The organism is Patescibacteria group bacterium, assembly GCA_041665345.1.
Taxonomy (GTDB): domain Bacteria; phylum Patescibacteriota; class Patescibacteriia; order PEXW01; family PEXW01; genus JBAYJA01.
On record JBAYJA010000002.1, the window covers coordinates 152,004 to 176,707 of the forward strand.

The window sequence follows — 24,704 nt, forward strand, 5'->3', positions numbered from 1 at the left end:
CTACCTTACCTTAGATATGGTGAAATGTCAAGGTTGAGTGGGAGGTGAAAAAATGGTATAATGTGTTCACCTATGCCTGTCCAAAATGCTGCTACACCAGGAGTGCCCATGCCGGAAAAAGAGCCGGAGGATATTTTTGCCTTTCAAGGGGAAACTCCAGCTACGCCAGAAGGTCGGGTGGAGGTACGCGTTGAACAACCTGTAGAAAAACGTGAGACTCGGCCAGAAGTTGCTCCAGTAAAGGAACAGCCCGAAGTTCCTGTTGCACATGAGACACCTACCACCCAACCTGTAACGAACCAAGCGTTGCCAGTGCAAGCGGCTGACCAGCGGCTCATTCAGGTGGAGAAGATTTTAGCTGAAGGATTGGAGGAGATTTACAAAACCTTGCCGTCGGCTGAGCAACAGCGTTTTCGGATTGAAGGGGAAAAGGCGGCACACGAAGTTGCCACGCTGATGGGGCAAGTCAAAGTGCGGGTGCAGCAAATCATCACGGTTATCAGAAAGTGGCTTTCCGTTTTGCCTGGGGTGAACAAGTACTTCATTGAGCAGGAAGCAAAAATTAAAGCACAACGCATTCTGCTTCTCCGTGACCCAGAAAAGTTGTGATTGGCGCTTTTTTCATTTCCGCAGCACACGCCCAGTTTCTGGATGAGCCGGCGGTCGTTGAAACCAGCTTCCCGTGGCTGGTCGTTGTACTTGTGGTGATTGTCGTCCTTTTGGTGTTGGTTGGACTCGTCCTGCTCCGGCAGCGCCGTCGGAAGGGCACGCCAGGGAATTTGCAAAAAGTATTTTTGCGCGTGACTTTACCCAAAGAGCAGCAAGAAGAGGAGAATGGCCAGGCTGCTTCTCGTGTGCAGCAAATGCAGGAGCAGATTAGCGTTGGTGAATCCTTCCTCTCCTTTTTGGCAAATATGCGAGCGCAGCGGTGGTACGCCACCTTGGGTCAAGGCCGTAGCGATCACTTCAGTTTGGAAATTGCCGCCATCAACGGTGAGATTTGCTTCTACGTGGTGGTGCCGCAGGTGATGCAGGAATTCATGGTGCAGCAAATCCACGCCCAGTACCCCAGCGCGGAAGTCCTGCCAGTGCCGGAGTACAATCCATTCCAACCCCGAGCTGTGACTTTGGGTGCGGCAATTGGCGTTTCTAAGAATCCACTGTTGCCTATTCTAACCTACCGGCGCATGGATGTGGATCCACTTGCCGGTCTGTTGAACATTCTGGGGAAGCTTGGGCAGGGTGAGTCTGTGGTCATTCAGTACGTCTGCCGTTCTTCTCACCCCCGGTGGCACGCTCGTGCAGGTTCGATGATTCGCGGCATTCGGGAGGGGAAGAGTACGTCGGTTGCCGGTGGGTTAGCAAAGTCGGTTGCGTCTGAGGTTATTCACACCTTCATCCCCAAAGGGAAGAAAGATGATTTGGCAGATATTCCCAAGCAACTCTCGCCCGTACAGGAGGAGCTTATTAACCGGATTCAGGAGAAGAGCGCAAAGCCTGCGTTTGACGTGAATGTCCGCATTATCGTTTCCTGCCAGAATGCGCATACTGCCACTGCGCGCCTGCAAAATGTGGTGGACGCCTTTGGACAGTACACAGCGTCGGATACAGGGAATGGGTTTCGGAAGCGGAGCTCAGGAACCAATGATACAATTGTCCGTTCCTTCATCTATCGGGCTTTTGATGCAAAGCGTTTTGCCTTCCATCGCATCATGTCCTTACTTACTACAGAGGAAATGGCGAGTATGTGGCACTTGCCACTGGCGAGTACGGAAACGCCAAACGTGCGCTGGATTTTGTACCGTACCGCGCCACCCCCACTTACGATTCCTAAATCTGGCATCCTGTTGGGCATCAGCCGGTACCGTGGGGATGAAACGCCTATTCGGATAGCGCGGGAAGACCGGCGACGGCATGCCTACGTGATTGGAAAATCTGGTGTAGGAAAATCTGTGCTCATGGCGAACATGGCCTTGCAGGACATTGCCAATGGTGACGGCGTCTGCGTGGTGGATCCACACGGAGATTTGGTGATGGATATTCTTGCTCGGCTGCCCGTAAACCGGAAAGACGACGTCATCTACTTCAATCCTTCTGATACTGAACACCCGGTGGGTTTGAACATGCTGGAGGCGGATACGCCCGAGGAGCAGGATTTTGCCGTGCAGGAAATGATTGCAATTTTCATGAAGCTGTTCCCGCCGGAAGTCATTGGTCCCATGTTTGAGCACAACATGCGGAATGTGATGCTCACGCTCATGGCGGACAAAGAAAACCCCGGGACGATTGTAGAAATTCCACGCATGTTTACCGACCCAGCTTTTCAGAAAATGAAGGTAGCAAATGTAACTGATCCAATTGTCCGGTCCTTCTGGGAAAAGGAAATGGCCAAGACTAGTGATTTCCACAAGAGTGAAATGCTGGGCTACTTGATTAGCAAAGTTGGGCGCTTCGTAGAAAATGCCATGATGCGGAATGTGATTGGCCAGCCGCGCAGTGGCTTTGACTTCCGGAAGATAATGGATGAAGGGAAAATTCTCCTGGTAAACTTGTCCAAGGGAACGACTGGCGAAGTGAATGCAAACCTGTTGGGGTTAATTATTGTAAGCAAACTGCAGATGACGGCTTTGCGCCGGGCAAATCTACCTCAGGAGCAGCGCCGAGATTTCTTTCTGCACATTGATGAATTTCAAAACTTCATTACCGACTCTGTGGCGACAATCCTCTCTGAAGCTCGGAAGTACCGTTTGAATCTCACCATTGGCCACCAGTACGTTGGCCAGCTGGTGCAAGGCGCGGACACGAAGATTCGCGATGCGGTCTTTGGGAACGTCGGCACCATCATTGCCTTCCGGGTGGGTGTGGAAGATGCCGAGACCTTTGCTCAAGCCTTTGCTCCAACCTTCAGTGCGTACGACGTCACGAATGTGGAAAAGTACACGGCGATTGTGAAGTTACTGGTGGACAATGCCTCATCTAAGCCATTTACCATGCAAACTTTGGCATTGAATCCTGAAGTGCCAGGCCAGGCGCAACAGCTCATTGAGCTGTCACGCATGCGGTACGGTCGCGCTCGTCAGCAGGTGGAAAGTGAAATTTTGGAACGTTCCAAGTTGGGCGTGAGCGCCCCGCCACCAATGGTCGCGGAGAAGAAGGCGTAGGGCAGTATTTATGAAAGGATCCAGAAAACGTATGCACCAGGAAACTGAAGTTACAACGCGAGGTCTTACATTGACCCAGGTGACTGCGGGAATTTACCTGGTGACCAGTGTCCTTGCAACTGGGGCTATTGCTGCAGCATTACTGGTGCAGTTGTCTACGAAAACACCCGCGACAAAGCCTGCTCTGACCGCCTGTACTCCAGTAGCTGTCCAGACACCCATGCAGCTAGCGAATGCATCCACTACCACCCGCAAAGCAATTACCACCTCTTTTCAGGTGGTAAACCAAAAGGTGCTAGATGCCCAAGCAGCAAAGCTCACTGATGCACAGCTCATCCAAGCGGCAAAGAATCGGAAAGAGTACTTTTTGAAAATGGCCGCCTTGGATCCCGCCAGCTTGCTCAAGAACCTCTCCTCAGCATCCGTCAGAAATCGTTTAGCAGGAATAAGCACGAATTGTGTGGAGCAGAAAGAAATTGCGGAAGGAGTTGTGGAAATCCAAATTGCTGAAGATCTCATTGGGGAACGAGACTGGCATTTTTACGCGCTCAAACAAGCAGACGGTACACGCCTCCAGTTATTCCCAGCGAAAGGGGAACTAAAAATTTCCGCTGGCTCGCAAATTCGGGTGCAGGGTTTCAAACTTGATGATAAAGTAGTTTTTGATGCAACGCGCGATATAGCCGCAGTTCCGTCAGCAAGCCCTGATGATAGTGGGTATGTAGTGCAAAACTATCGCAGTCCTAGTGTTGTGCAGGGTGAGCAAAAGACTTTGGTTATTCTGGGAACTTTTGCAAATAGCAGCACGCCAACCGGGGACGTGAGTGTGGTAAATGTGCAAGAGAAAATGCAAGAGGTGAATAATTACTTTGTGGAAGTTTCAAACCAGCGGATGAACATTGCTGCACTGCAAGCCGATGGTCAAGCAGCAGATGTCCGAGGTTGGTACAATTTAGATATTCCAGAAAGTTGCGATCGAAATATTGTTGTTGCCTCTGCGATTCGTGCTGCCGATGCTGAAATTGATTTCAGCGCTTATTATAACGTCATTGTCTACGCCCCAATTGAAACTTTACCCTGTGGGTTCAGCGGTGTGGCATCGCTAGGTGGCAATGAGCAAATGGTAACAAATGATGGCACAGTTTCTTTAGCAATGGCATGGATAATATTCAAAACTGAATTTTTCCCAATGTACTTCATGGGGACGACCACCCATGAGATGGGGCATCTTATAGGCCTGCAGCATGCAGCACGTCTTTACAATAGAACTTTTCCATTAAATGATGGGACAGACATTATTGGACAATATGGAGATCCGTACGATGTTATGGGTAATGTACAAAGGCACGGGTCCTTTAATGGCCCACATAAAGAATTTTTAGGCTGGATGCAACCTGAGAATAGTAGGACGGTGTTGGCTAGTGGGGACTACACTATTTACCCTTTAGAATTCAATGGCGGCGGTACCCAACTTGTAAAGATTCCACGCTCCTCAAATCAGTTTATTACTATTGAATACCGACAGCCGATTGGTGTCGATTTTGACTTGCCAGTGAGCGTTTACACCGGTGGACTTGTGCATTTAATGAATCAGGATAACACCATGACCACGATGCTTGATGTTGATGACCCAACGAGCGATGAAAGTTACGTACTGGGGATTGGGCAATCAGTAACTGACCCACGTTCTGGGACGGTTATTCAGGTTTTGAGTGCAACGAGTGAAAGTTTACAAATACGTGTGAACATTGGGAATGTTGATTTTATACCACCTGTATTTTCCCATAATTTCATTAGTGGATCTAGCATTTCGGGACCTTTCCAGATAATGGTTTCAGCTACTGACGAATCTCAGATTGAAAAAGTTGTTGTTGAGTTGGATGGTCTTAATATTCTGCTGTGTGAAGATTTTTCATTCCCATACCAGTGTACTTGCAGTCTTCCAGAAGATTTATCCGATGGTAATTATTACCTGCGAATAAAAGTTTTCGATCGTGTTGGGAATATCGGGATAAAATACGTTTCGTTCCTGTCCACCCAACATGGTGACGTGGGTTTGTTTTCAGATATTCCAAATGGTGCGTACATAAAAAATGGTATGCCCGCAACACTTCTAGTGCGTGGGATTACCCCTTTGTCTCTCCCTGGATCAAGTGTAGATATGTGCCTCATGCCATCTAGCGGAGTAGTCCCAATTTATTGCCGGTATGATTATGATGCTCCATTTACGTATACGCTTTCGACCACAGGGATTAGTAATGGATATCATCGCGTACGTTTTTCTTTTTATGATGAGGTTTTTCACTACTGGGAACTAACACGAAATGTGGTTATTGACACAATTGCGCCATTTGGCTCATTTAGTTACCCCGATCCTGGAGTGGTGATATCAGACAATATTTTTACGAGCCAGGTTTACTATGAAGATCAATTTGGTACTGAGAAGATAGAGTTCTTTAAGGGAGACGAACAAGAGCCATTAGTCACCATTCATATTCCTCAAGATTTCACTTACTTAAATTTACACGATTTTCCTGAAGGGGAAACAACATTACGTGCAAAAATTTATGATTTTTCTGGAAATACCCGGGACGTAGAAACAACTTTTCGGGTAATGTACAATCGTCCTTGTGGTGATGTTGATGCTTCTGGTGTCACAGATATCACCGATGCTGTTTTTTTAATAAACTACCTGTTCGGTGGTTCATCCCAGAATCCCTCCCCGTACAGATTTGGAGATCCTGACGGGAGTGGATTCATTTCTGTTTCTGATGCGGTGTACCTCATCAATTACATCTTTGGGGGTGGACCAGCCCCGGTCTGTGGGTTGCAAGGCTTTGTGAAAAAAGCGCCGGATATGACCGAAGGGTGGACTTTGGAATCCTTCAAGCAGAAGTATCCGCAGGCCTTTACCAGCCAGGCTGAGGGCAAGCCGCAAGATTGAGCGTGTTTATACCCATCCTGCTATTTTTAGTATTTCTGCTCGTCGCCACCGCTGCTTACGCCGGGTACCGGGCTGCACCGTGGTTACCCACCCGCGCAGCTGATGCGCAACGGTTGGTGGATTTGGCCGGGGTCCAAAGTGGTGACGTAGTTTACGAGCTTGGAGCAGGTGATGGGCGGGTGTTGCTCCCATTCACAAAAACCCAAGCAAAGTCCATTGTTGGTTTTGAGATATCCCTTGTCCCATATTTGATTGGGCTTTTTCGGATCCGAAAATTTCGGCCCAGGGTTGCGTTGCGCTTCCGGGATTTCTTCAAAGTCTCGTTCAATGAGGCGCAGGTTGTTTACTGCTTTCTTACCCCCAAAGCTATGGCAGCGCTGGCGCCGAAGTTCCGGCAGGAATTACAACCAGGGACGCGGGTGCTCTCTTACGCTTTTCCCATTCCTGGTTGGGAGCCGGAGCAGGTGAGTAAGCCCACGCCGGAGCAGATGGCGATTTATAAGTACATCGTGGGGGAGAGCCGTAGAGCTGTAGAGCGGTAGGCAGAGAGATCTGTGTACGTGCTATTTGTCGTTGCGAGGAACGAGTCATCGAGTGACGCGGCAATCCCGTTGAACTTTGGAACCAAACTGGTTCTATATACGTCGGGATTGCCACGCTCCTGCTGGAGCTCGCAATGACAGAGGGAGGGGCTTGACCCCTCTCCAATCCCCATGGTACATTCTGCCTAGGAAAACACACCTCCACATCCTCTAATAAACATATGCCAGAACAAACCCCAGACCCCATAGCAATCGTCAAACAGCTGCTCGCTGAGGCCAAAGCCTCCCTCCAGTCCGCCGAGCAGGTTTTAGCGTCCCTTGGGGGCGAAGCCGGTGAAGCGGTGAACATTGCCGCCCTGGCGCGGAAGGCGGGTTCTTCGTCTATAACCGGTGACAGCCGGGTGATTGAAGGGCTTTTTGATGGCCAGCACATGGTTGGCCCAGATGGGAAGCAGTACTCGGTGCCGGCAAACTACGCCTCAAAGTCGAAGCTCGTTGAAGGCGATAAATTGAAGCTCACCATTACCGGTGACGGTTCCTTCATCTACAAGCAGATTGGCCCAACGGAACGCGTTCGGGTGGTTGGCAAGTTGGTACGGGATGAGCAGACAGATGAATTCCAAGTTGTGGCTAACGGTGTGAATTACCGGGTGCTGCTCGCCAGTATTACCTACTTCAAAGGTGACGTGGGTGATGACGTGGTCATTCTCCTACCCGAAGGTCGGCAAGCGCGCTGGGCAGCCGTAGAAAATATCATTAAGAAGATTCCTGGGCAAGAGTATGTTCCGCCAGTGGTTGACCCTGTGGTTGCCCCACGGGAAATGCTACCCGATGTATCTGAAGATGAGCCAGTTGCAGTGCAGAGTCCAGAGTCGCAGGATAAGATTGACGAGATTTAATCACTTTCTTGGAATAGCAAAACCGCTCCTTCCGGAGCGGTTTTGCATTTGAAGGTTTCAGGAACCTGGATTACCAGGAATTGCGACCCCCACCGAAGTTACCACCACCGCCACCGGTGCGTGGAGGGCGGTTCTCCATCGGGCGCGCTTCGTTGACGGTCAACGTGCGGCCTTCGAAGTCCTTACCGTTCCACAGCTCGATAGCTTTTGCAGCATCTTCATCGGCTGCCATTTCCACGAAGCCGAAGCCTCGGGAGCGGCCAGTGACTTTGTCCGTGATGATTGTCGCGGACGTCACAGCACCGGCTTGTTCAAACGCTTGACGAAGGCCATCCTCCGTCGTGTTGTAGGGGATGCCCCCCACGTAGAGTTTCTTTGCCATTGTTGCTTGTATATTCTAAAACGAAAACGTAAGTCGACCGATTCTCGCACACTTGTCGAACTCTTTGGCAAGAGGGACACACGTGGAGAACTTACGCAGAAAGTATACAGGAATGGGAGAAATTGTCAATCCCCATGGCTTGCACCCCGTTTGCTGGGCTTTACATGTTTTACGTACTCCGTAATGAGGTAGAGGCAGAGCACCGTACCCGTAATAATTGGTAGGTCTTCAGGGAGGTGGTAGGGGTTTGTGGCAGGAGCAAAGGTCATAACACAGGTCAATCCAATGAGGGTGACCAGCCAGAGGAGCACGAAAAGTTCGCCTTTGAGGTTTTTGCTTGAGAAGTGTTTGCGGAGCCGGGAAATTTCTTTGTCACCCACGTAGGTAGCAACGAGGGTAACGTAGAGCGTTGAAAGAGCAGTGGGGACGTGAAATTCTTGATGGGTAAAAAATTCCACTAGCACTAAAAGCCACACCACGATACTCAGGGTATCGAAAAGGAAGAGAAAGGTGCGGAGGCGATACATCACGCAGGCAGCAGGTTACTCCGGTTAGAGTTGCTCAGTTGTCTGTTGGGTAGCCGTGAAAACTTGGGGGTACTTTCCTTTGAATTGTTCGTACGTCATCCCCTGCGTTGGATTCACTGCACGTTTGACGCTGGTGCTCCCGGTTGGGCATTTTGGTGCTGACCCACCGGCGAAGATGTAGTTGATGAGGTACACCGCATCGGTGATGCTCACTTCGCCTGAGGCATCTACATCACCTTGGCTTAAGGGTGTTGGTACTGACCCACCGGCGAAGATGTAGTTGATGAGGTACACCGCATCGGTGATGGTGACTAGGTTGTCTCCGTCAACGTCTCCATTCGTTCGGGTTGTGCCGTCCGTACAGCTGGTGTCAACATTGCACGCTTGGTTTGGTGACCCATCAGCGCACATACCCACGCAGGCTGGGTCGGCGGTGCTTCCATCTGCAGTTGGGAGGCAAAGGGTAGGAATTGTGGGACGTAAGGTTTGGTTCTGTTTCACATGTGGCCACTGCGCACTACGTACAGAGGTCGCAATCTCTCCATCCCAGCGGAAGATGTAGCTTGTATTTGTCGCCGGAACCAAGATTTCAGGCTTTCCGTCAACGTCGAAATCCGCTACTACTGGTGGGCGATAACCAGTAATCGATGCATTGGTTGCGTATGGGGAACCCGAAGTATGCTGGCCATCTGCATTTAATATCGCAACTTGGCAATTGGTTTGGGTGGACGAATTCGTGGTCACCACAATCTCTGGGGATAGATCTCCGTTTACATCGTTTAATAATACATTTCCTGGGGCGCAGGTTGAAGTAGGGCTTACGGGCCAACCAGGAGCAACCGTTCCATCACTCTGGAACATTGTTACCTGTCCATTGACGATCGCTACTATTTCCAAATTGTCTGTGCCAGTTTGGATTTGTTGCAGTACATTCCCGATTGCCATTTCATCAACATTCGTACTGATTGGCCAACCGGACAAAGGGGCCCCACTGCTTGCGAATGCATAAATTTTATAAGTGGTTTCAGAAGTTTGTTTGTTGAAAAGAGAAGCCGGAATAATAATTTCTTTTCCGGGTGAGCTTTGAAGAAGGTCGACAGCGTATAGCTCTCGCGCTTGCCCGTCGGTGTTCCAAGAGGTACTTTTTTGACCACTCAGTGAGTAGATTGCCGTATGGAGGATATCGTAGGGAATTGCCGAGGCTTGGGTTGTGGTAATAATTTCTACCTGGCTATCACCAGTCACATCTTGGATGTCCATTTTGGTTGTCGTTGTAGTACCAGATAAACCGTCGGCGGTGCTGAAGGCGCGAATCTCCTGTCCACTGCCGTTGACCATGTGGACGTTATTCTTGGTGATGTAGACCACATCAAGTGTGCCGTCGGCATTGACGTCGACTAGCTGCAGATTTTTTGCAGCACCTTGATCAATGGTGATTGGCCAGCCAGATACTGGAGTCCCATCATGGTTGAAAGCAAGAATTCTCGAAGATGTTTGGGGGGTGATAATAATTTCCGCCTCCCCATCACCATCGATATCGCCTACTGCTGGTGGTTGGAGCACTGAATTACCGATAGAAACTGGGGTAAAAATGTCGGTGCCATTTTGGTTAAGGATTTTTAGTGTGTTGGCATTTGCTCGTACAAATACAGTTTCTAAGCCCGGAACATTTTTTTGTACTTCTGCAACGGTGAGTGCAGAAACACTTTGTTCAAGTGCATAGAAAGTAAAAGTAGAAGTTGACACTCTATTTACTGGTGTCGTTGTAGGAGATTTCATGAGTAACATCCCCGCCAGCAAACCTGTCCCCATCGCCATGGCTGCGACCATGGAAACAGTTACGCCGAGTATTTCCATAACACTGGTTGAGGTAGTAACTTCAACAGACGTCAATTTTGGCATACGGGTTCGGGTTGATGGGCGGGGTGGCATACGTGGAATGTAGTATAGCAGGAGGTGGGGAAGTGAAAAAGCCATAAAGCCGCCTGCGCCGACATCCCGTCGCGGGATCGTCGGGGTACAGCCGTAGAGCTGCTTGTTCACCGAAACGCCGAGTGTAGGCGGAAACTTCAGAGCGAAGGAGGGTAGAGACTTTTTTATACAATCCAGAGCGGCTTTTCTAAGCCGCGGTGGCTTGTTGGTGGCGAAAGGGTTTTTTGCTGAAGTTCGACTATTTGCGTAAATAAAAAACCACCCAGCCAGAGAGTGGTTTATTGGGGCCTCTCATGGCTGGGGGTGAGACTACACCTGACACCGAATGTTCGGTGTTTTGTTTCAGTAGAAACTATAGAGCAATCAAAAAAGCCTGTCAATGAGAAGTTGAGGCAGCGTGGAAAATTTTTACCGCCGAAAACCTCGGTTGCGGCCACCCGGCCGGCCTTGGCTGGGGCCACCACGGGCATTACCGCGAGAACCACCTCGGGCAAAGGGTGCGCCGCCACGGCGGGGACCCGAGAAACGCCTTGGTCTTTCCTCACGATCTGGTTCAACGTGTGGCATGGATCGTGCGGGAGGGAGTTCGGGAATACGTTTTACCGGTAGGGCAATCCGCATCAGGCGTTCGATGGAGCGCACATCCCCCCGTTGGTCAAACGTGGCAAAGGAAATAGCGCGGCCAGACTGTCCGGCTCGGCCGGTGCGGCCAATGCGGTGAACGTAGTCTTCAGCATTGGTGGGTAAATCAAAGTTCACCACTAGTTCGATTCCTGTGACGTCAATACCTCGGGCGGCAATGTCCGTGGCAATGAGCACGCGGTACTTGCCGGACTTGAAACCATCCAAAGCCTCACGCCGCTGTGCCAGGCTTCGGTTGGAATGAATTTCTGCTGAGGTGTGTCCCATGGTCTTCACTAAACGTGTTAATTTTTTTGCAGCGTGCTTTGTCCGCGTGAAGACTAAGATCGGTCCCAGGGCTTGCTGCAAAGTTAATTCCAGCAAGCGAGGCTTTGCAGATGAGTCTAGGAAGTAGACTTCTTGGGTCACTTTGTCCGCTACAGTCCCAGATCGCGCAATTTCCACCTGAATGGGGAGCTGCATGTGTTGGCGCGCAATGCCTACAATAGTGGTTGGCATGGTGGCCGAGAACAGCATAGTCTGCCGTTCCCGGGGCACAGCTGCCAGAATTTTTTTGATCTGCGGTGCAAAACCCATATCCAGCATGCGGTCGGCTTCGTCCAACACCAGAATTTTTGTATCGCTCAGCCGGACGGTTCGCTGCTCCATGTGGTCCAACAAGCGGCCGGGGGTAGCAATAATGATGTGGGGTTTGCGTTCCAAGTTTTTCCGCTGGAAAATCATGGACGCGCCGCCAATGAGCACAGCCGTGCGTAAGCCCATACTTCGGCCAATAGATTGTATGGCTTCGTCAACTTGAATTGCGAGCTCACGCGTGGGGAGGATGATGAGGCCTTGTCCTTTCACCTGTTCCAGGCGCTGGAGCATGGGAATGCCAAAAGCCAAGGTTTTGCCAGTGCCAGTCTGGGCAATGGCAATGAGATCCTTCCCCGAAATGCCAACAGGAATAGACCGTTGCTGAATAGGGGTTGGGACAGTGAATTTCAGTCGGTCAAGCGCGTCAAGGAGTCGCGGCGCAATCCCGAGGCCGTTAAAGCCAGATGAGGGTTGGGGTTGGTTCACCTTTTGACTCTAGCACGGCCTTTGGAAACTGTCGCCTGATGGGGTTGGCGTGCTAGCGCGCTGGCGAGTTTGCAAGGTTGTTCGCCGCGGAGAATTGTCGATGCATCGGCCTGAGAAAAAAGCTCCCTGTTTCCAGAGAGCTTTGGCATACTTTAATGCAGAAGGTTCTGTGCTAAAATTCGCACTTCATTATCTCGCGTTTCGTACCCCGGCGCCAGGAAGACTTTTAGGCGGTATATGAGCTGGGCATGATTCTCATCACATGTCTCCGTACCATCTGGTTGCCGAAACGGCAGTTTGATTTGGCGTCGATCCCGGCCTGCACCCGCGTAGACAGTGACTGCCCAGGCAGGAATTTTTAGCTGACTCTGCAGGTAGTTTGCAGCCGTACTGCGGAAATCCCATTCCTTGCAACGATCTTGGAAAGCCTGACTTGGCGTTGTGGTCTGGTGCTGGTACACAGTTGAATACACGTGGCCATCCAGAACACTTTGGACCAAGCACGCGGAACCAGCGTTGCACTGGAGCAGGTATGCCAGCGCTTCTGCGTCAGTGCAAAAGAAGAAGTCTTTCGTCAGTTCATTTTTCTGGAACGCCAGGTACACTGCGCGGTACACCATAAGTGAAACGTTCAAGTTCGGCTCGCCATAGACAATGCCGTACACTTTTTCACGAGTATCTTGCCACCGGCGGCATTCAGCTTCTGCTGAAGCTTGCAAATACCAGCTGTGGTTCGTGAACCGGAACGCACGGGCAATCAGGTGCGGGTCGTACGGTATGCTGCCGGGGTTGTACGCCAGCCAGAAGCGGTAGACGTTGTCGAGATTATCCACATCCATGCTGCCGTGTAAGATGGTGGACAACGGTGTCAGTTGTCCAGAAACCAGCCTCACGAGTTCGCTTGGGACCACCCCTATTTTTTGCAGAAGTGGCCCCGTCTTAAAGCGTGCCAACATATCTTCCAGAAAAGTCTCACCATTTTTTCCAAACAGCTGCTGCAAGAATGGTTCAGTGAGATGTGAAAGGGCAGCGTTGCCAGTATCATGAAGCAAACCTCCGACGAGGAGGAGTCTGACAAAACGCAGTAGCTCTGGGTTCACCCGCACTGTTTCCAGCATATTCCCACAAACGCCAAAACCGTGCACGTAGCGGGAAGGGGTTTTGACTGGCCGGACGCTAGCCGGCAGAACATCCTGAGAAATGTCTAATGTACGTTGCATGAGTGGGGTTTCTGCAAGTTCACCAATAAAGTCTGGGAAAACACGCGGCCCAAACAACGGATCATGGTAATGCACTTTGTTCTCCTTTGTGTTGATTATTTTCCCCTTACCCTAGCACGGGTACGTTGCGTGTCAACAAAAAAAGCCAGAGCTTTTACCCTGGCTTTTCTGCTTTAATTATTCCACCAGTTATCGTACTGATTATTGGTGGCTGAAGGTGGTCCGTACAGCCAGCGGACGGTTGTCCGGCGGCGGGTGAGGGAGGGGACAGCCGTGACTCCAATGACGCCACCATTTTCGGCGGCTAGGTCATACCCACCTTCCCACCACGGCTCCAGGAAGTCGTAGGTTGTCAGAGTGTTGCCCAGAAGATCGAACATGGTCGCAGTGGGTGCACTGCGGACGTAGGGGATAGTAACGATCTCCGGGTCTGAAGTAGAAGTATCAACGTCAGCGATGCTTACGCGTAAGCCAGTCCGCGCTTTAGGGTCGCCGGCAAAGAACCAACCAACCAGAGAGTTGTCATTGCCGTTGAAGATGCGGACGTTGGGGCCCCCACCCAGGGGTGTGGTGACAATCAAAGATGGGCGGGTTGCAGTAGCCGCAGTAGCTGCAACATCAATTCCCGCGTGGAATTTTTCGTCGTAGGTAAAGAATTGGGAAAGGACGGCGCCCGTCTGTCCGTCAAAAATCCGAACATGCGGGCCACCACCATACCGGGGGCCGGTGACAATTTCCGCTCGACCATCACCATTTAAATCTGCTGCCGTCACATTGGCACCTTTACTGAATTTGTCTGTATATGGAAAGAAATTTGTCAGCAGTTGTCCTGCCGGGGTATAAACCATGACCTGCGTGATGCTACCTGGACCAGAGGCGACAATAATTTCTTCGGTGCCGTCACCGTCTACATCACCAGTAGCGACGTCTAACCCACCTTTGTACGTCTGGGGAAAGGCAAAAAATTGGGAGTAGAGGACGTTAGTTTCGGAGTAGACCCGGACTTGGGGGCCACCACCAGGACCCGCACCTACCACAATTTCCTTCTCTGGGGTTGAGGCATCAACATTGCCCAGGGCAATTGCACCACCGCCGGTGAATTGGCCAAAGGGCAGAATTTCATTTGGCGCAGCAGGAGGAACCACAGCTTTGCTTATACGTCGGGCTGCTTGCAGACTGCTGTATGGATTTATGACGCCACCCGTGGGTGGGTGCATTTCAAAATGGAGATGCGCTTGCGTGGACTCCGCATTGCCCGAATCTCCCATCCAGCCCAAGAGCTGGCCTGCCACCACAGGCATACCACGGTAGAGGTCGGGTGCGTAGCCAAAAATCCCGCGGGAAGCACCATCGTCCGTCCCGGGTGTGTCGTTGTTCACATGAATGTACCAGAATGACCAGCCATCCGCATTTTGGATAGAGAATTGCAAACCTGAACCTTTACGCGGCGTGGTAACCCATTCCACGGTACCGTCAGTCACGGCGATGAGCGGCATACCCTTCCGACCCATTATGTCATTTCCTTGATGCGTGTGACCAACGCGGGGTGCACCAAAGTCGTTGGAATAGTTTACATTCCCTATGACCGGGAAGAGGATTGTGGGCGTCGCTGCATGCACAGACTGCAAAGGCAAAAAGGCCAAGACGCTGGTGAGCAGCAAGCAAGAGCTTACAAAAAAGCGTATAGTTTTTTTCATGTATTTTTGTTTGAAACGCTAGTATAGCACGTTTTTTTGGTTTTGGGAAGGGCAAAAAAGAATATCTCATTGGAAGAACTTTTTTGTTTTGAAGTAATTTTTTTATCCAGCAAAAAAACTTAGCACTCAATCTATAAACGGTTGAGTATGTTGGATTGTTTCCGGGGTCCCCATGAATGTGGCGCGGAACCTCGTCTGCGAGGTGAGCACGCGTTCATGGGGTCAAGCGAGGCTTCGCGCGACGGGCGGAGCGGCCTGCCTTTGAAGCGGTGTATATATCAGTCTTTTGGGGTCCCCGCAAATACGAAGCGGAGCGGAGCGAGCACGGATTTGCGGGGTAAGCGGCACGCTCACGACGGCTGGAGTGAGGGATGCCAAAGCAGCCCTCACGGAAGTCTGAGGGAGCGATGACGCGTGGTTCCGAGACCTGGACTCGAACCAGGATACCTGCCTCCAGAGGGCAGTGTCCTACCATTAGACGATCTCGGAATAAATTTTTGATATATACCTCCTGCCCGCTGCGGTCTTTAGGTACTGCTCACGGGCTCGTGCTTCTGCTCTTGTTTCAAAGGTCTTTTTCTCAAGGGCTTCCCATGGTTGATGTAATTTCGTGTATCCATGCTTGCTTAGATTGTGTTCTTTTAGCCGGCGTGGGAAATCAGTTGTCATGCCCACGCATGTCCTTCCGTTCTTTGTACTTTTTAGAGTATATGCGGTCCACATACGAAGATCCCGTTAGACCCGCCTCGACTCGCCGAGGGCGATCCGAGGCGAGGCGGGCGATCTCGGAGTAGATTCGAACAATATCAAGATGTATCCTGCCTGTCCAGACAGGAGCTATCATCTACTTAGACGCTGGCACTTTTTACTATCTGATCCCACAGCTGGTCCGGGTTTGCTGTCTTGGTTGGCGTTGCCGTTGGGATGGTTGCCATTGGAGTATCTTGGCTGGTCGGGGCGGATGTATCAAGCGTGGCATTAGCATCATGCTGCACCTGGAGAATAACAGGTGAGCCAATGACCGTTGTTGCGGCTTTTTGGAAGGCGGCTTGAGCTTTTGGAGAAGACATGCGTTCCGCATGGAAGGCGTAGGGCGTAGCCAGGGTAAATACCTTCCCATCAAAGTGCATGGGCTTGACCATTTTGCAGGAGACGGAGAGCGAAGCTTCTGATTCGCCAACCAGCACAGAAATCTGCTGCCAGAGTTGATCAACATTTCCAGTACTCTGGGTTTTCTTTGTTACAGCCATTTTGGGCGCCGGATTTGCGGGGGCTGGTGTGGGTGCAACCAGTTTGGTTGCCTTTGGCGTTGATGGCACTGGTGTTGTTGCAGCAGGTTCGCCAAAGAGGTTGTTGGCTCCGGTACTCGCAGAGGTTAGTTCAACTGTTGCAATTTCCAATGGGAGGGAGGGGATGGGTGAAACCTGGACGTACTGTTCGGCCATGAGTAATTTTTCCAAAATGCGGGTAACCGCTGGGATATGCTCTTTACTAAGGCTAGATTGCAGGGTGGCGGGGATAACCGGTTTGAGTTCAGTTGGCAAAGTCAAGGCAAGCAAGCACGTTCGTGCCAGACGAAGAGCATCCAGCCGAAACGCTTCCATGTCCACCCCGGCTTGGAGCTGGGTTTGGATATGCGTGATGGCGGCGTGCTGTCCATCCGCCAGAAGCATTTGGAGGTATGAAGCAACTGCTTCAACGTTGGATCGTGGCAGCACAAGATCTGCGTGCTCACGGGTGATGTGCTCTTCACCCATAGAGAACAGTTGGCCCAACGTACTTTCGGCATCACGGCTACTTCCGTCCGCAGCTTGGACCACTGCGTCAATCACTTCATCATCCACTTGAAAATCTTCAGCCTTGGCAATCCCGCGCAAGCGTTTGGCCAGGGCAGCATCAGCTATCCGGTGAAAGTCAAAACGTTGGCATCGGGACTGGATGGTCTCTGGTACTTTGTGCAGTTCGGTGGTGGCCAGTATGAAGATGCAGTGGCTGGGTGGTTCTTCCAACGTCTTCAGTAAGGCATTGAACGCTGCGGTAGAGAGCATGTGCACTTCGTCGATAATAATGACTTTGTACGGTAGCTTGGACGGCGCAAACCGGCTCTGCTCAATCACGTCGCGAATGTTGTCCACACCGGTGTACGATGCAGCGTCAATTTCCAAAATGTCCAAGGCCTGATTGCTGGCAATGGTTTTGCAATTTTCGCAGGTATTGTCTGGTTCCCCAGCCTTGGGCTTGGCACAGTTCACCGTTTTAGCCAAAAGCCGGGCCGTGGTGGTTTTGCCCACCCCGCGCGGGCCGGAGAACAGGTAGGCATGGCTCAGCTGCTGCCGGGTTATTTCATTCTGCAGCGTTCTGGTAACATGCTCCTGGCCAATGAGGTCAGCAAAGCGTTGGGGACGGTACTTTCGGTAGAGGGTTTGGGAGCTCATCGTAGGCCTAGTGTAGCGTAGGCAGCGGGCTTCGTGAAGGGTTACGAAAACGGTTACGAATTACGAAAAGATACTACGAATATACGAATTACGAATAGAGATAGGGAACGAAGGACTAGTACCTAAGAACAAGAAACCAGAGAAGTGGCGGGAAATGCACGAAAGAAAATTTCCCGGCTTACAGCTTACCCCGACGATCCCGCAACGGGATGTCGGGGCTCCGACATTCGACCCCGTCGAATCGTCGGAGTAGCTTACGGCAGACCCCCTATGCTAGGGTTAGGTATATGGAAATCATTACCGTCAAACCCAGGGGGTTTTGCGCCGGGGTAGACCGGGCCATTGATATTGTGGAATTGGCCCTGCACATCCATGGGGCACCGGTGTACATGAAGCACCAGATTGTCCACAATACCCACGTGGTGGAGCGGCTGTGCGCCAAAGGTGCGATTTTTGTGGAGGACCTCAATGAGATACCAGACGGCAGCGTCACTGTCCTCAGTGCTCATGGCGTGCCTCCGTCATTACGTGAGCAAGCCAAAGTAAAGCAGCTTCAGGTCATTGATGCGACCTGCCCTTTGGTGACTCGCGTCCACTTAGAAGCAATTCGCTACAGCCGGGAAGGGTACAGCATCCTGCTCGTCGGCCACCGGGGGCATGTGGAAATGGAAGGCACGATGGGGGAGGCGCCTGCCGTAACGCAGTTGGTGCATGATAAGGAAGAAGCAGAGCGGGTGGAGGTGCCAGATCCAAATCGGGTCGTCGTTCTGTCCCAAACCACCTTGAGCATTGATGACGTGGCAGAGATTATGCAAATCCTGAAGCGCCGTTTCCCAAATCTCACTACACCACCCAAAGGAGATATTTGTTACGCCACAACCAACCGGCAAGCAGCAGTAAAAGTCCTGGCTGAAAAAGTCAGCGTGGTTTTGGTTGTGGGTTCCACCACCAGTTCCAATGCCAACCGGTTGCGGGAGGTTGCAGAGCGCTTTGGCACGCAGGCGTACTTGGTGAATGGCCCAGACCACGTGCAGCAAGATTGGTTTACGAATGCAAAAGCCATTGGCATTACTTCCGGCGCTTCCACACCCGAAGATGTTTTCCAGCAAGTCGTCAACCGCGTCCAAGAAATGACAAAAGGTGAAGTGCGGGATTTAGAAGCCTTGCAGGAGGAAGTCTGGTTTGCCTTACCGCCAGATTTGGTGAAAACCGCAAAGGAGAAGCAGGTTGGTAATGACGTTTTAGAAAAACATTTGATTCATGCGAATGCGAAGATGAGGGCAGGGTGAGGATTACGAATTACGAAAAGATACTACGAATATACGAAAGTACGAATTGGGAGGAAGAGGAATAGGAGGGGTTACATGAAAAAGCTGTGTGGTTTTGTCGATCTTCTACCCACGACCCGCTATCAATACCTCTATCCAAAACCCAAACCTTTATCCCTCTTGCTATTGACATATAGCCTGGTTTAGGCTACTTTGATGTATCGCACGTTTACAATTCGTATGGCTACCATGGTGGTAGTCTGCTAGTCATTAACCCTTTTGAAAGGAGACTGACCATGTCAGACAACATGCTCGGTCGTATCGTTAGGAAGCTCGCACAGCTGCCGGCAGAGATGTTTGGCTCACTGTTTGACCTTCTGGAAAAACTTTCCGGTTCTTCTGGTCGGATGTGGCTTTTTGCACTCAATAAGTTTCTTCGCGGTGAACAGCCCTGGGGAATTCCTCCTACCTTCACCATCACGACAAATGGTCGTTCTGGTGAACAGTGTATCACTGATCTCAAAAAGAACAGCTTTAGTCTTGAGGGTGCTGCATGGCAGTTACTTTCTGACAAAGATTTCGTTACCACGAACGGTGTTACCTACAAGCTCGCCTTGATCATGGGCGACGAGTTTATTGATATTGGACGTACCGACAAGAACATTCGCACAGAAGCATATCAGCGGGGTTACGTCGATCCCCCAGTTGAACTTGGCGCTTATCTTCGTGAAATGTACGCGGATGAAGATTTGGAGAAGATGGGTCTCTGGTCTCTAATTCTCATGCACAAGCCAATCCTTAATTCGCTTGGCGGTCTGTTTATTCTTGGCATCAGCCGCGCCCGAGCTGGTCGTCTGCTATGCGCTTTCAAAGGTCATACCGCTTGCCATTGGGACCGTAATAATGGCTTTGTGTTCCTTGTCCCCACAAGTAATTAATTGTCCTTTGGACTACTTAACCTGGTTTCCTCAGACTTTTAACTGCAGTTTGCTTCACACCCGCCCTGGCTTTTCCACGGCGGGTTTTTTATACCCCCATTTATCTATTGACGTATAGCTTGGCTTAAGTTACCTTGATTTATCGCACGTTTACAATTCGTATGGCTACCATGGTGGTAGCCTGCTAGTAATTAACCTATTTTTGAAAGGAGACTGACCATGCCGGAAGGTATGCTCGGTAATCTCTCGCTCGCTGAGACCCAGGGACCGATGAGAGACTTAGAACAGAAGCTCGCTGGGCCAAATGGCCGGATGTGGCTTGAAGCATTAAAAAAATTTCTCCGGGGCGAAAAAAAGCTTGCCCCAAATGATGCAACAACGGACAAAGAAATTCTTGTCTGTACCTTAGTGAAGGTAGATCGGTCAATCAAACCGTATTACTCCGATTGGATGAAGAAGGTCTTGCACCCGAAGTTGGAGAGTACGGGACTTGCCGATTATGACATTACCAAGGATGTGTGGCTGTGGCAGCATGACGAGCAGCAATATGGGGTGGTCACAGGTCAGGTTATATATGATTTTCTCAGGAAGAATAAGATGCTCGAATCCTGTGGAAACCTGCAAGACGCCTTGGCTATTCAGAAACTTGGCGTAACTACCTTTAGAAAAGCGTTCAGCAACGATACAGTCTATTTTTGGAAATCAGTTGTGCAGAACCTTGATGGTCTTAGTGTTCCGTATCTTTGCGTGAACGGGGGCATAGTTGTGTTGAGATGGAGCTGGCTCGGAGATGACTGGGATGACGATGGGTCTGCGTTTCGATTCAAAATCAAATCGTAAAACTTTTTTTAATCCTTTACCCGCCCTGGCTTGTCCACGGCGGGTCTTTTTGTATACAACGAACAACTAACGAGACACAATAGACAACTAAGGAGTTTGTTTCTCTTTCCTTAGATATTTGATAAGGTACAGGCAATGCAGACGGCAAAGGCAAAAATCGTTCGAAAGAAATTACTTTCCTGGTTCAGTAAACACCAGCGGGATTTGCCGTGGCGGAAAATCAAGAATCCGTACCATATTCTGGTGTCGGAAATCATGCTGCAGCAGACGCAGGTGGACCGAGTGATTCCTAAGTACCAGGCGTTCCTCAAACGCTTTCCTTCTTTATCCGCATTAGCCAAGGTACGACAAGCGAGCGTCATTGCCATGTGGGCGGGGTTGGGGTATAACCGTCGAGCGCGAAATTTGCACCAGTTGGCGAAGAAAGTAGTAAAAGAACACAAAGGTAAACTGCCCGCTCAACCAGCAATCCTTCAATCCCTACCTGGTATCGGTCCGTACACTGCAGCCGCTGTTGCTTGCTTTGCATATGGTGCACCAGTGGCGTTGGTGGATGTGAATGTTCGCCGGGTTTTGGGACGGGTGTTTCATGGTGTTCACGGCCCAGAAAAACTTGCTGAAGCTGCACTGTGGAAACTTGCGGGTTCCATGGTTCCACCGAAGCAAGCAGTTGCCTGGAATTCCAGCCTCATGGATTTTGGCGCAACGGTGTGCACCAAGCGCAGTCCAACGTGCGCCACGTGCCCTTTGCAAAAACAGTGTGCGGCGTATCCGGCCATTCTCACGCAGACCATTGTCCAGGAAAAGAAAGAGGCATTCCATGACTCCAACCGGTTCTGGCGGGGGAAAATGATTCAGTATTTGCGGCAGCAGCCTCGGCGTTCTGCTTTGATCGCTGCTTTGCACCATGTCATGGTCACCGCGGGGTTAGAACCGGTGCGGAGTGAGAAGTTGCTGCATGGCTTGGCCAAGGACGGGCTGGTACGTCTTCGGGGTACCAAAGCCCGCTTGTAGTCTTGGTTGGTTGTCGTACACTATAGCCATGGCATCGGTATTCAAAAATTTATCTAGGGAAATCCGCGAAGTGGTCTTTGGGATTGAAGACAGTCTGGTTTCCACCATGGGTGTGATTACGGGCGTTGCCGGTGGAACCGCAAGTAAGGGCACCGTCATTATGACTGGGCTCGTTGTTGTGGTCGTGGAAGCCGTGTCCATGGCCGCGGGGAGCTACCTTTCCTCAAAATCCAAGCGCCAAGCAGACGAGCGGGGATTGCGGGAGCTCCGGGATTTTGTGGCCAAAGAACCAGCCCGGGCTGAAGCGTTGCTAACTCAAGCGTACCAACATCGAGGTTTTCAACCTGCAGAAATTCAAATTCTGCTCCGCCGGGTGGTCCCCAACCAGAAGTTGTTGGCCGAGGAATTGAACGCCCATAAATTGCATGTAGATCTACCCATCCACGAGCGTCCAACTGAGAACGCCTGGTACATGGGGATTTCCTACATTCTGGCCGGGATCATTCCAATTCTCCCCTACGCTTTTTTCTCTGTCCGAACGGCAATTGTGGTTTCTGTGGTTTGTACGGCAATCGCCTTATTCCTGCTTGGGGTAGGGAAGGCGAAGCTAGTCCAGCAGCGACCCCTCCGAAGTGGTTTGGAGATGTTCATCATCTCACTTTGCGCCGCTGCAATTGGGTTCATCATTGGGAAAGTTGCAGGGGCAGCGTTAGGTGTGTAGGCATGCTGCGCGTTACGGTGTGCACAGTTGGGAAACCCACGGCCGTCAGTCAACCTTTGGTGCAGCACTACCAACGCATGCTTCGCGGTTTTGCCAATTGTAAACTTATCCACCTGCCAGAGTCCACGGTCCGGGGTGTGACCCAAGCCCGGGCGGCGGATGCAGTGGCTTTTGCGAAAGTGATTCCTAAAGGCAGCCAGGTTATTGCTTTGGATACGGAGGGAAAAACTTTTTTGACGCACCAGTTTGCCCAAGCCTTAAAAAGGTTTGAAGATCAGGGTGAGCATGTGGTTTTCCTCATTGGCGGCCCAGACGGCTTTGCACCAGAATTTGTGCAGCAATACCAAAGTTGGTCACTTTCTGATCTAACCTTTCCGCACCAATTGGCGTTGGTTGTCCTCCTGGAGCAAGTATACCGAGGCCTGACCATTGTCCACGGGAAAGCCTACCACCGTTGACCAACCGTTGTTCTGTCTAGTACCATAGCCCTATGGTAACCAAAGATGATGTGCTCAAAGTACTCCGCACCTGCGACGATCCTGAGCTTGGGATTAACGTGGTGGAGTTAGGTTTAATTTACAATATACAGATTAGTCCTGAGAACCAGGTACACGTCACAATGACCCTGACGACACCGGGCTGCCCCTTGCTGGACTACTTTGTGGATACTACGTCCAGTAAAATCCGGGGTTTGCCAGGGGTGAAAGATGCGAAAGTAGAAATTACCTTTGATCCTCCCTGGGATAAGAGCAAAATGTCGGAGGAGGCAAGGGCACAGCTGGGGTTGGATTGAGGGAAAGAAGAAGCTGTAAGCCGTAAAGCTGTAGGCTGTAAGCTAAGACCGAAATAAACCCCAGAGCGGCTTTTCTAAGCCGCGGAAGATAGTATTACGCGTAGGTGCACAGCTTGCTATGCTAGTTTGTATTAACCTTCTTAACCAGTAATCTCTTCTCTGTCATTGTGAGGAACGAGTCCTCGAGTGACGTGGCAATCTTGCGGTAATACGGAATCAAGATGACTGTCCGTGCTCTTTTTTTCGTGCCTGATTATTTAAACGTAGTAGACCCATGAGGGTGCCCCTCTCCCTTGTTCCCTCTCCCTCAGAGGGCGAGGGAGACGTTCTGCAATCTTGGTATAATATTTCAATCTCTCTCCTTTTTTTTCATTCTGAGTCTTACGACCTGTCCGCCGAAGTTTCTGAACGTAGGCGGGAGAATCTCTGAAGTAGGTTCATAGCCTGGGGATCCTTCATTTGATTCAGGATGACAGAGGGGAGGAGGGGACTAGGCTTGACATAATCCCTTTCATGCACTACGATATATTTTTAAAACATAGAAACACACACAACGCAGGAGGCGAAATGTTTAAACAGGATCAGGATCTGCTCGCAGAAGTTTTGAAGCAGGGAGCTGCAAAACATCCTAAAACGCCTGAGACAGTCGCTGCTGATTTTGACCAGCAGAAAATGTATGCGGAAGAAGCAGCTGCGCGTCAACGGCGCGCCGCGAAAGCAAAGCAAAAGAAGCGGAAAAGATAACCGCACCTTGGAACCTCGCGCTTGCGAGGTTTCTTCATGTTTGACATATGCAATGTAGTTGCATAACCTTTGTACATGTAGAAGCAGCGTGGCGTTACATTTGAAAGTAACTTCATGCACTTGCCACGTGTCCGTATCGTCATCGCCTTGTAAAAAACTGTATCCGTATGTCTATCTGGTTTCCTACCCTGCTCAGCGTGTTCATCATCAGCTTGATTTCGCTCATTGGAGTGTTCTCACTAACACTGGCACTGGATAAGCTGCGGAAGTGGTTGCTCTACCTTGTTAGCTTTGCCGCGGGTGCCTTACTGGGTGATGCTTTTCTCCATTTACTCCCTGAGGCGGTAGAAATTAGCTCCATTGAACGAGTGTCCGTACTCATTCTCGTTGGGATTGTGGTTTTCTTCTTTTTAGAAAAAGTCATTTTCTGGCGGCACTGTCACTTCCCAACCACAGCACAGCATGTGCACAGTGTGGGTCCAATGAATCTCATTGGCGATGGACTACACAATGTTATTGATGGTGCCATTATTGCTGGGAGTTTCCTCATTAGCGTGCCACTGGGCATTGCCACTTCGATTGCGGTTTTGCTACACGAAATTCCCCAGGAGATTGGTGATTTTGGCATTCTGATCCATGCTGGGTATACCAAGCGGAAAGCGCTGTGGTTGAATTTTCTTTCTGGGTGTTTGGCTATAGTGGGTGCAATTGTGACTTTGATCATTGGCGATTCGGTTGAAGGTTTTACCGCGTACTTAGTGCCACTTACCATTGGGGGTTTCATTTACATTGCTGCGGCTGACCTGCTGCCGGAAATTCACCGTGAAGAGCACACTGGCCGGTCATTGGGACAAGCCTTGATTCTGCTGGTTGGTATTGGGGTGATGGGGTTGCTGTTGCTACTGGAGTAGTTTTTCATTTAAAAAATACCCCGCTCCGAAGA

The 24,704-nt window shown here is 50.6% G+C and carries 22 protein-coding genes and 1 tRNA gene; 14 read left to right on the forward strand and 9 right to left on the reverse strand.

Annotation, left to right across the window (positions count from 1 at the left end):
- Nucleotides 1–72: 72 nt before the first annotated feature.
- From WCV85_04550 to WCV85_04570, 5 genes are all read left to right on the forward strand, one after another.
- A complete protein-coding gene (locus tag WCV85_04550; GenBank protein ID MFA6474125.1) occupies nucleotides 73–609 on the forward strand; it encodes a hypothetical protein in 537 nt (178 codons plus the stop codon).
- Nucleotides 606–3,161: a type IV secretion system DNA-binding domain-containing protein gene (locus WCV85_04555; protein ID MFA6474126.1), complete on the forward strand. Its 2,556-nt coding sequence runs from the start codon at nucleotides 606–608 to the stop codon at nucleotides 3,159–3,161. Before WCV85_04550 ends, WCV85_04555 begins: the two co-directional genes overlap by 4 nt.
- Before the next feature lie 10 nt (nucleotides 3,162–3,171).
- Nucleotides 3,172–6,105: an Ig-like domain-containing protein gene (locus WCV85_04560; GenBank protein ID MFA6474127.1), complete on the forward strand. Its 2,934-nt coding sequence runs from the start codon at nucleotides 3,172–3,174 to the stop codon at nucleotides 6,103–6,105.
- 2 nt (nucleotides 6,106–6,107) lie between these two features.
- The gene (locus tag WCV85_04565) at nucleotides 6,108–6,647 is read left to right on the forward strand and encodes a hypothetical protein (protein ID MFA6474128.1); all 540 of its coding nucleotides are present in this window, start codon (nucleotides 6,108–6,110) and stop codon (nucleotides 6,645–6,647) included.
- Nucleotides 6,648–6,868: 221 nt separating this feature from the next.
- Entirely contained in the window at nucleotides 6,869–7,546 is a 678-nt protein-coding gene (locus WCV85_04570; protein ID MFA6474129.1) for a hypothetical protein, read from the forward strand.
- Nucleotides 7,547–7,616: 70 nt separating this feature from the next.
- On the opposite strand, the gene WCV85_04575 is transcribed toward WCV85_04570, so the two are convergent.
- From WCV85_04575 to dnaX, 9 genes are all read right to left on the reverse strand, one after another.
- A complete protein-coding gene (locus WCV85_04575) occupies nucleotides 7,617–7,928 on the reverse strand; it encodes an RNA-binding protein (protein ID MFA6474130.1) in 312 nt (103 codons plus the stop codon).
- Between the two features lie 125 nt (nucleotides 7,929–8,053).
- On the reverse strand, nucleotides 8,054–8,458 hold the full coding sequence (locus tag WCV85_04580; protein MFA6474131.1) for a hypothetical protein: 405 nt from the start codon (nucleotides 8,456–8,458) through the stop codon (nucleotides 8,054–8,056).
- Between the two features lie 21 nt (nucleotides 8,459–8,479).
- Complete coding sequence (locus WCV85_04585) at nucleotides 8,480–10,387, reverse strand: FG-GAP-like repeat-containing protein (GenBank protein ID MFA6474132.1); 1,908 nt, start codon at nucleotides 10,385–10,387, stop codon at nucleotides 8,480–8,482.
- Between the two features lie 408 nt (nucleotides 10,388–10,795).
- A complete protein-coding gene (locus tag WCV85_04590) occupies nucleotides 10,796–12,091 on the reverse strand; it encodes a DEAD/DEAH box helicase (protein MFA6474133.1) in 1,296 nt (431 codons plus the stop codon).
- Between the two features lie 152 nt (nucleotides 12,092–12,243).
- On the reverse strand, nucleotides 12,244–13,386 hold the full coding sequence (locus WCV85_04595; protein MFA6474134.1) for a hypothetical protein: 1,143 nt from the start codon (nucleotides 13,384–13,386) through the stop codon (nucleotides 12,244–12,246).
- A gap of 98 nt (nucleotides 13,387–13,484) precedes the next feature.
- A complete protein-coding gene (locus WCV85_04600; protein MFA6474135.1) occupies nucleotides 13,485–15,008 on the reverse strand; it encodes an FG-GAP-like repeat-containing protein in 1,524 nt (507 codons plus the stop codon).
- Nucleotides 15,009–15,423: 415 nt separating this feature from the next.
- Nucleotides 15,424–15,497 (reverse strand) — tRNA-Gln (locus tag WCV85_04605).
- Nucleotides 15,483–15,731, reverse strand: coding sequence for a GIY-YIG nuclease family protein (locus WCV85_04610; protein ID MFA6474136.1), 249 nt, complete (start codon nucleotides 15,729–15,731; stop codon nucleotides 15,483–15,485). The genes WCV85_04605 and WCV85_04610 overlap by 15 nt, the downstream gene beginning before the upstream one ends.
- 125 nt (nucleotides 15,732–15,856) lie before the next feature.
- A complete protein-coding gene (gene dnaX, locus WCV85_04615) occupies nucleotides 15,857–17,443 on the reverse strand; it encodes a DNA polymerase III subunit gamma/tau (protein MFA6474137.1) in 1,587 nt (528 codons plus the stop codon).
- 287 nt (nucleotides 17,444–17,730) lie between these two features.
- Here dnaX and ispH point away from each other — a divergent pair, with 287 nt between their 5' ends.
- The 9 genes from ispH to WCV85_04660 all read left to right on the forward strand — a co-directional run bounded on the left by ispH (nucleotide 17,731) and on the right by WCV85_04660 (nucleotide 24,672).
- Complete coding sequence (gene ispH / locus WCV85_04620) at nucleotides 17,731–18,732, forward strand: 4-hydroxy-3-methylbut-2-enyl diphosphate reductase (protein ID MFA6474138.1); 1,002 nt, start codon at nucleotides 17,731–17,733, stop codon at nucleotides 18,730–18,732.
- 275 nt (nucleotides 18,733–19,007) lie between these two features.
- Nucleotides 19,008–19,649, forward strand: a complete 642-nt coding sequence (locus WCV85_04625; GenBank protein MFA6474139.1) for a hypothetical protein — start codon at nucleotides 19,008–19,010, stop codon at nucleotides 19,647–19,649.
- 219 nt (nucleotides 19,650–19,868) lie between these two features.
- The gene (locus WCV85_04630; GenBank protein ID MFA6474140.1) at nucleotides 19,869–20,489 is read left to right on the forward strand and encodes a hypothetical protein; all 621 of its coding nucleotides are present in this window, start codon (nucleotides 19,869–19,871) and stop codon (nucleotides 20,487–20,489) included.
- Between the two features lie 135 nt (nucleotides 20,490–20,624).
- Nucleotides 20,625–21,503, forward strand: a complete 879-nt coding sequence (locus WCV85_04635; GenBank protein ID MFA6474141.1) for an A/G-specific adenine glycosylase — start codon at nucleotides 20,625–20,627, stop codon at nucleotides 21,501–21,503.
- Between the two features lie 28 nt (nucleotides 21,504–21,531).
- Nucleotides 21,532–22,224 (forward strand): VIT1/CCC1 transporter family protein, encoded by a 693-nt coding sequence (locus WCV85_04640; GenBank protein ID MFA6474142.1) that lies wholly within the window; start codon nucleotides 21,532–21,534, stop codon nucleotides 22,222–22,224.
- Between the two features lie 2 nt (nucleotides 22,225–22,226).
- The gene (locus WCV85_04645; protein ID MFA6474143.1) at nucleotides 22,227–22,682 is read left to right on the forward strand and encodes a 23S rRNA (pseudouridine(1915)-N(3))-methyltransferase RlmH; all 456 of its coding nucleotides are present in this window, start codon (nucleotides 22,227–22,229) and stop codon (nucleotides 22,680–22,682) included.
- A 32-nt stretch (nucleotides 22,683–22,714) separates the two neighbouring features.
- Nucleotides 22,715–23,017, forward strand: coding sequence for a metal-sulfur cluster assembly factor (locus WCV85_04650; protein ID MFA6474144.1), 303 nt, complete (start codon nucleotides 22,715–22,717; stop codon nucleotides 23,015–23,017).
- A gap of 513 nt (nucleotides 23,018–23,530) precedes the next feature.
- Entirely contained in the window at nucleotides 23,531–23,761 is a 231-nt protein-coding gene (locus WCV85_04655) for a hypothetical protein (protein ID MFA6474145.1), read from the forward strand.
- Between the two features lie 167 nt (nucleotides 23,762–23,928).
- Nucleotides 23,929–24,672, forward strand: a complete 744-nt coding sequence (locus WCV85_04660; protein MFA6474146.1) for a ZIP family metal transporter — start codon at nucleotides 23,929–23,931, stop codon at nucleotides 24,670–24,672.
- Nucleotides 24,673–24,704: the final 32 nt, after the last annotated feature.

Coding starts and splice junctions, on each gene's coding strand:
- WCV85_04550 (MFA6474125.1), top strand. CDS start 73: ATGCCTGTCCAAAATGCTGCTACACCAGGAGTGCCCATGCCGGAAAAA.
- WCV85_04560 (MFA6474127.1), top strand. CDS start 3,172: ATGAAAGGATCCAGAAAACGTATGCACCAGGAAACTGAAGTTACAACG.
- WCV85_04570 (MFA6474129.1), top strand. CDS start 6,869: ATGCCAGAACAAACCCCAGACCCCATAGCAATCGTCAAACAGCTGCTC.
- WCV85_04575 (MFA6474130.1), bottom strand. CDS start 7,928: ATGGCAAAGAAACTCTACGTGGGGGGCATCCCCTACAACACGACGGAG.
- WCV85_04585 (MFA6474132.1), bottom strand. CDS start 10,387: ATGCCACCCCGCCCATCAACCCGAACCCGTATGCCAAAATTGACGTCT.
- WCV85_04600 (MFA6474135.1), bottom strand. CDS start 15,008: ATGAAAAAAACTATACGCTTTTTTGTAAGCTCTTGCTTGCTGCTCACC.
- WCV85_04610 (MFA6474136.1), bottom strand. CDS start 15,731: ATGTGGACCGCATATACTCTAAAAAGTACAAAGAACGGAAGGACATGC.
- dnaX (MFA6474137.1), bottom strand. CDS start 17,443: ATGAGCTCCCAAACCCTCTACCGAAAGTACCGTCCCCAACGCTTTGCT.
- ispH (MFA6474138.1), top strand. CDS start 17,731: ATGGAAATCATTACCGTCAAACCCAGGGGGTTTTGCGCCGGGGTAGAC.
- WCV85_04625 (MFA6474139.1), top strand. CDS start 19,008: ATGTCAGACAACATGCTCGGTCGTATCGTTAGGAAGCTCGCACAGCTG.
- WCV85_04630 (MFA6474140.1), top strand. CDS start 19,869: ATGCCGGAAGGTATGCTCGGTAATCTCTCGCTCGCTGAGACCCAGGGA.
- WCV85_04635 (MFA6474141.1), top strand. CDS start 20,625: ATGCAGACGGCAAAGGCAAAAATCGTTCGAAAGAAATTACTTTCCTGG.
- WCV85_04640 (MFA6474142.1), top strand. CDS start 21,532: ATGGCATCGGTATTCAAAAATTTATCTAGGGAAATCCGCGAAGTGGTC.
- WCV85_04645 (MFA6474143.1), top strand. CDS start 22,227: ATGCTGCGCGTTACGGTGTGCACAGTTGGGAAACCCACGGCCGTCAGT.
- WCV85_04650 (MFA6474144.1), top strand. CDS start 22,715: ATGGTAACCAAAGATGATGTGCTCAAAGTACTCCGCACCTGCGACGAT.
- WCV85_04655 (MFA6474145.1), top strand. CDS start 23,531: ATGCACTACGATATATTTTTAAAACATAGAAACACACACAACGCAGGA.
- WCV85_04660 (MFA6474146.1), top strand. CDS start 23,929: ATGTCTATCTGGTTTCCTACCCTGCTCAGCGTGTTCATCATCAGCTTG.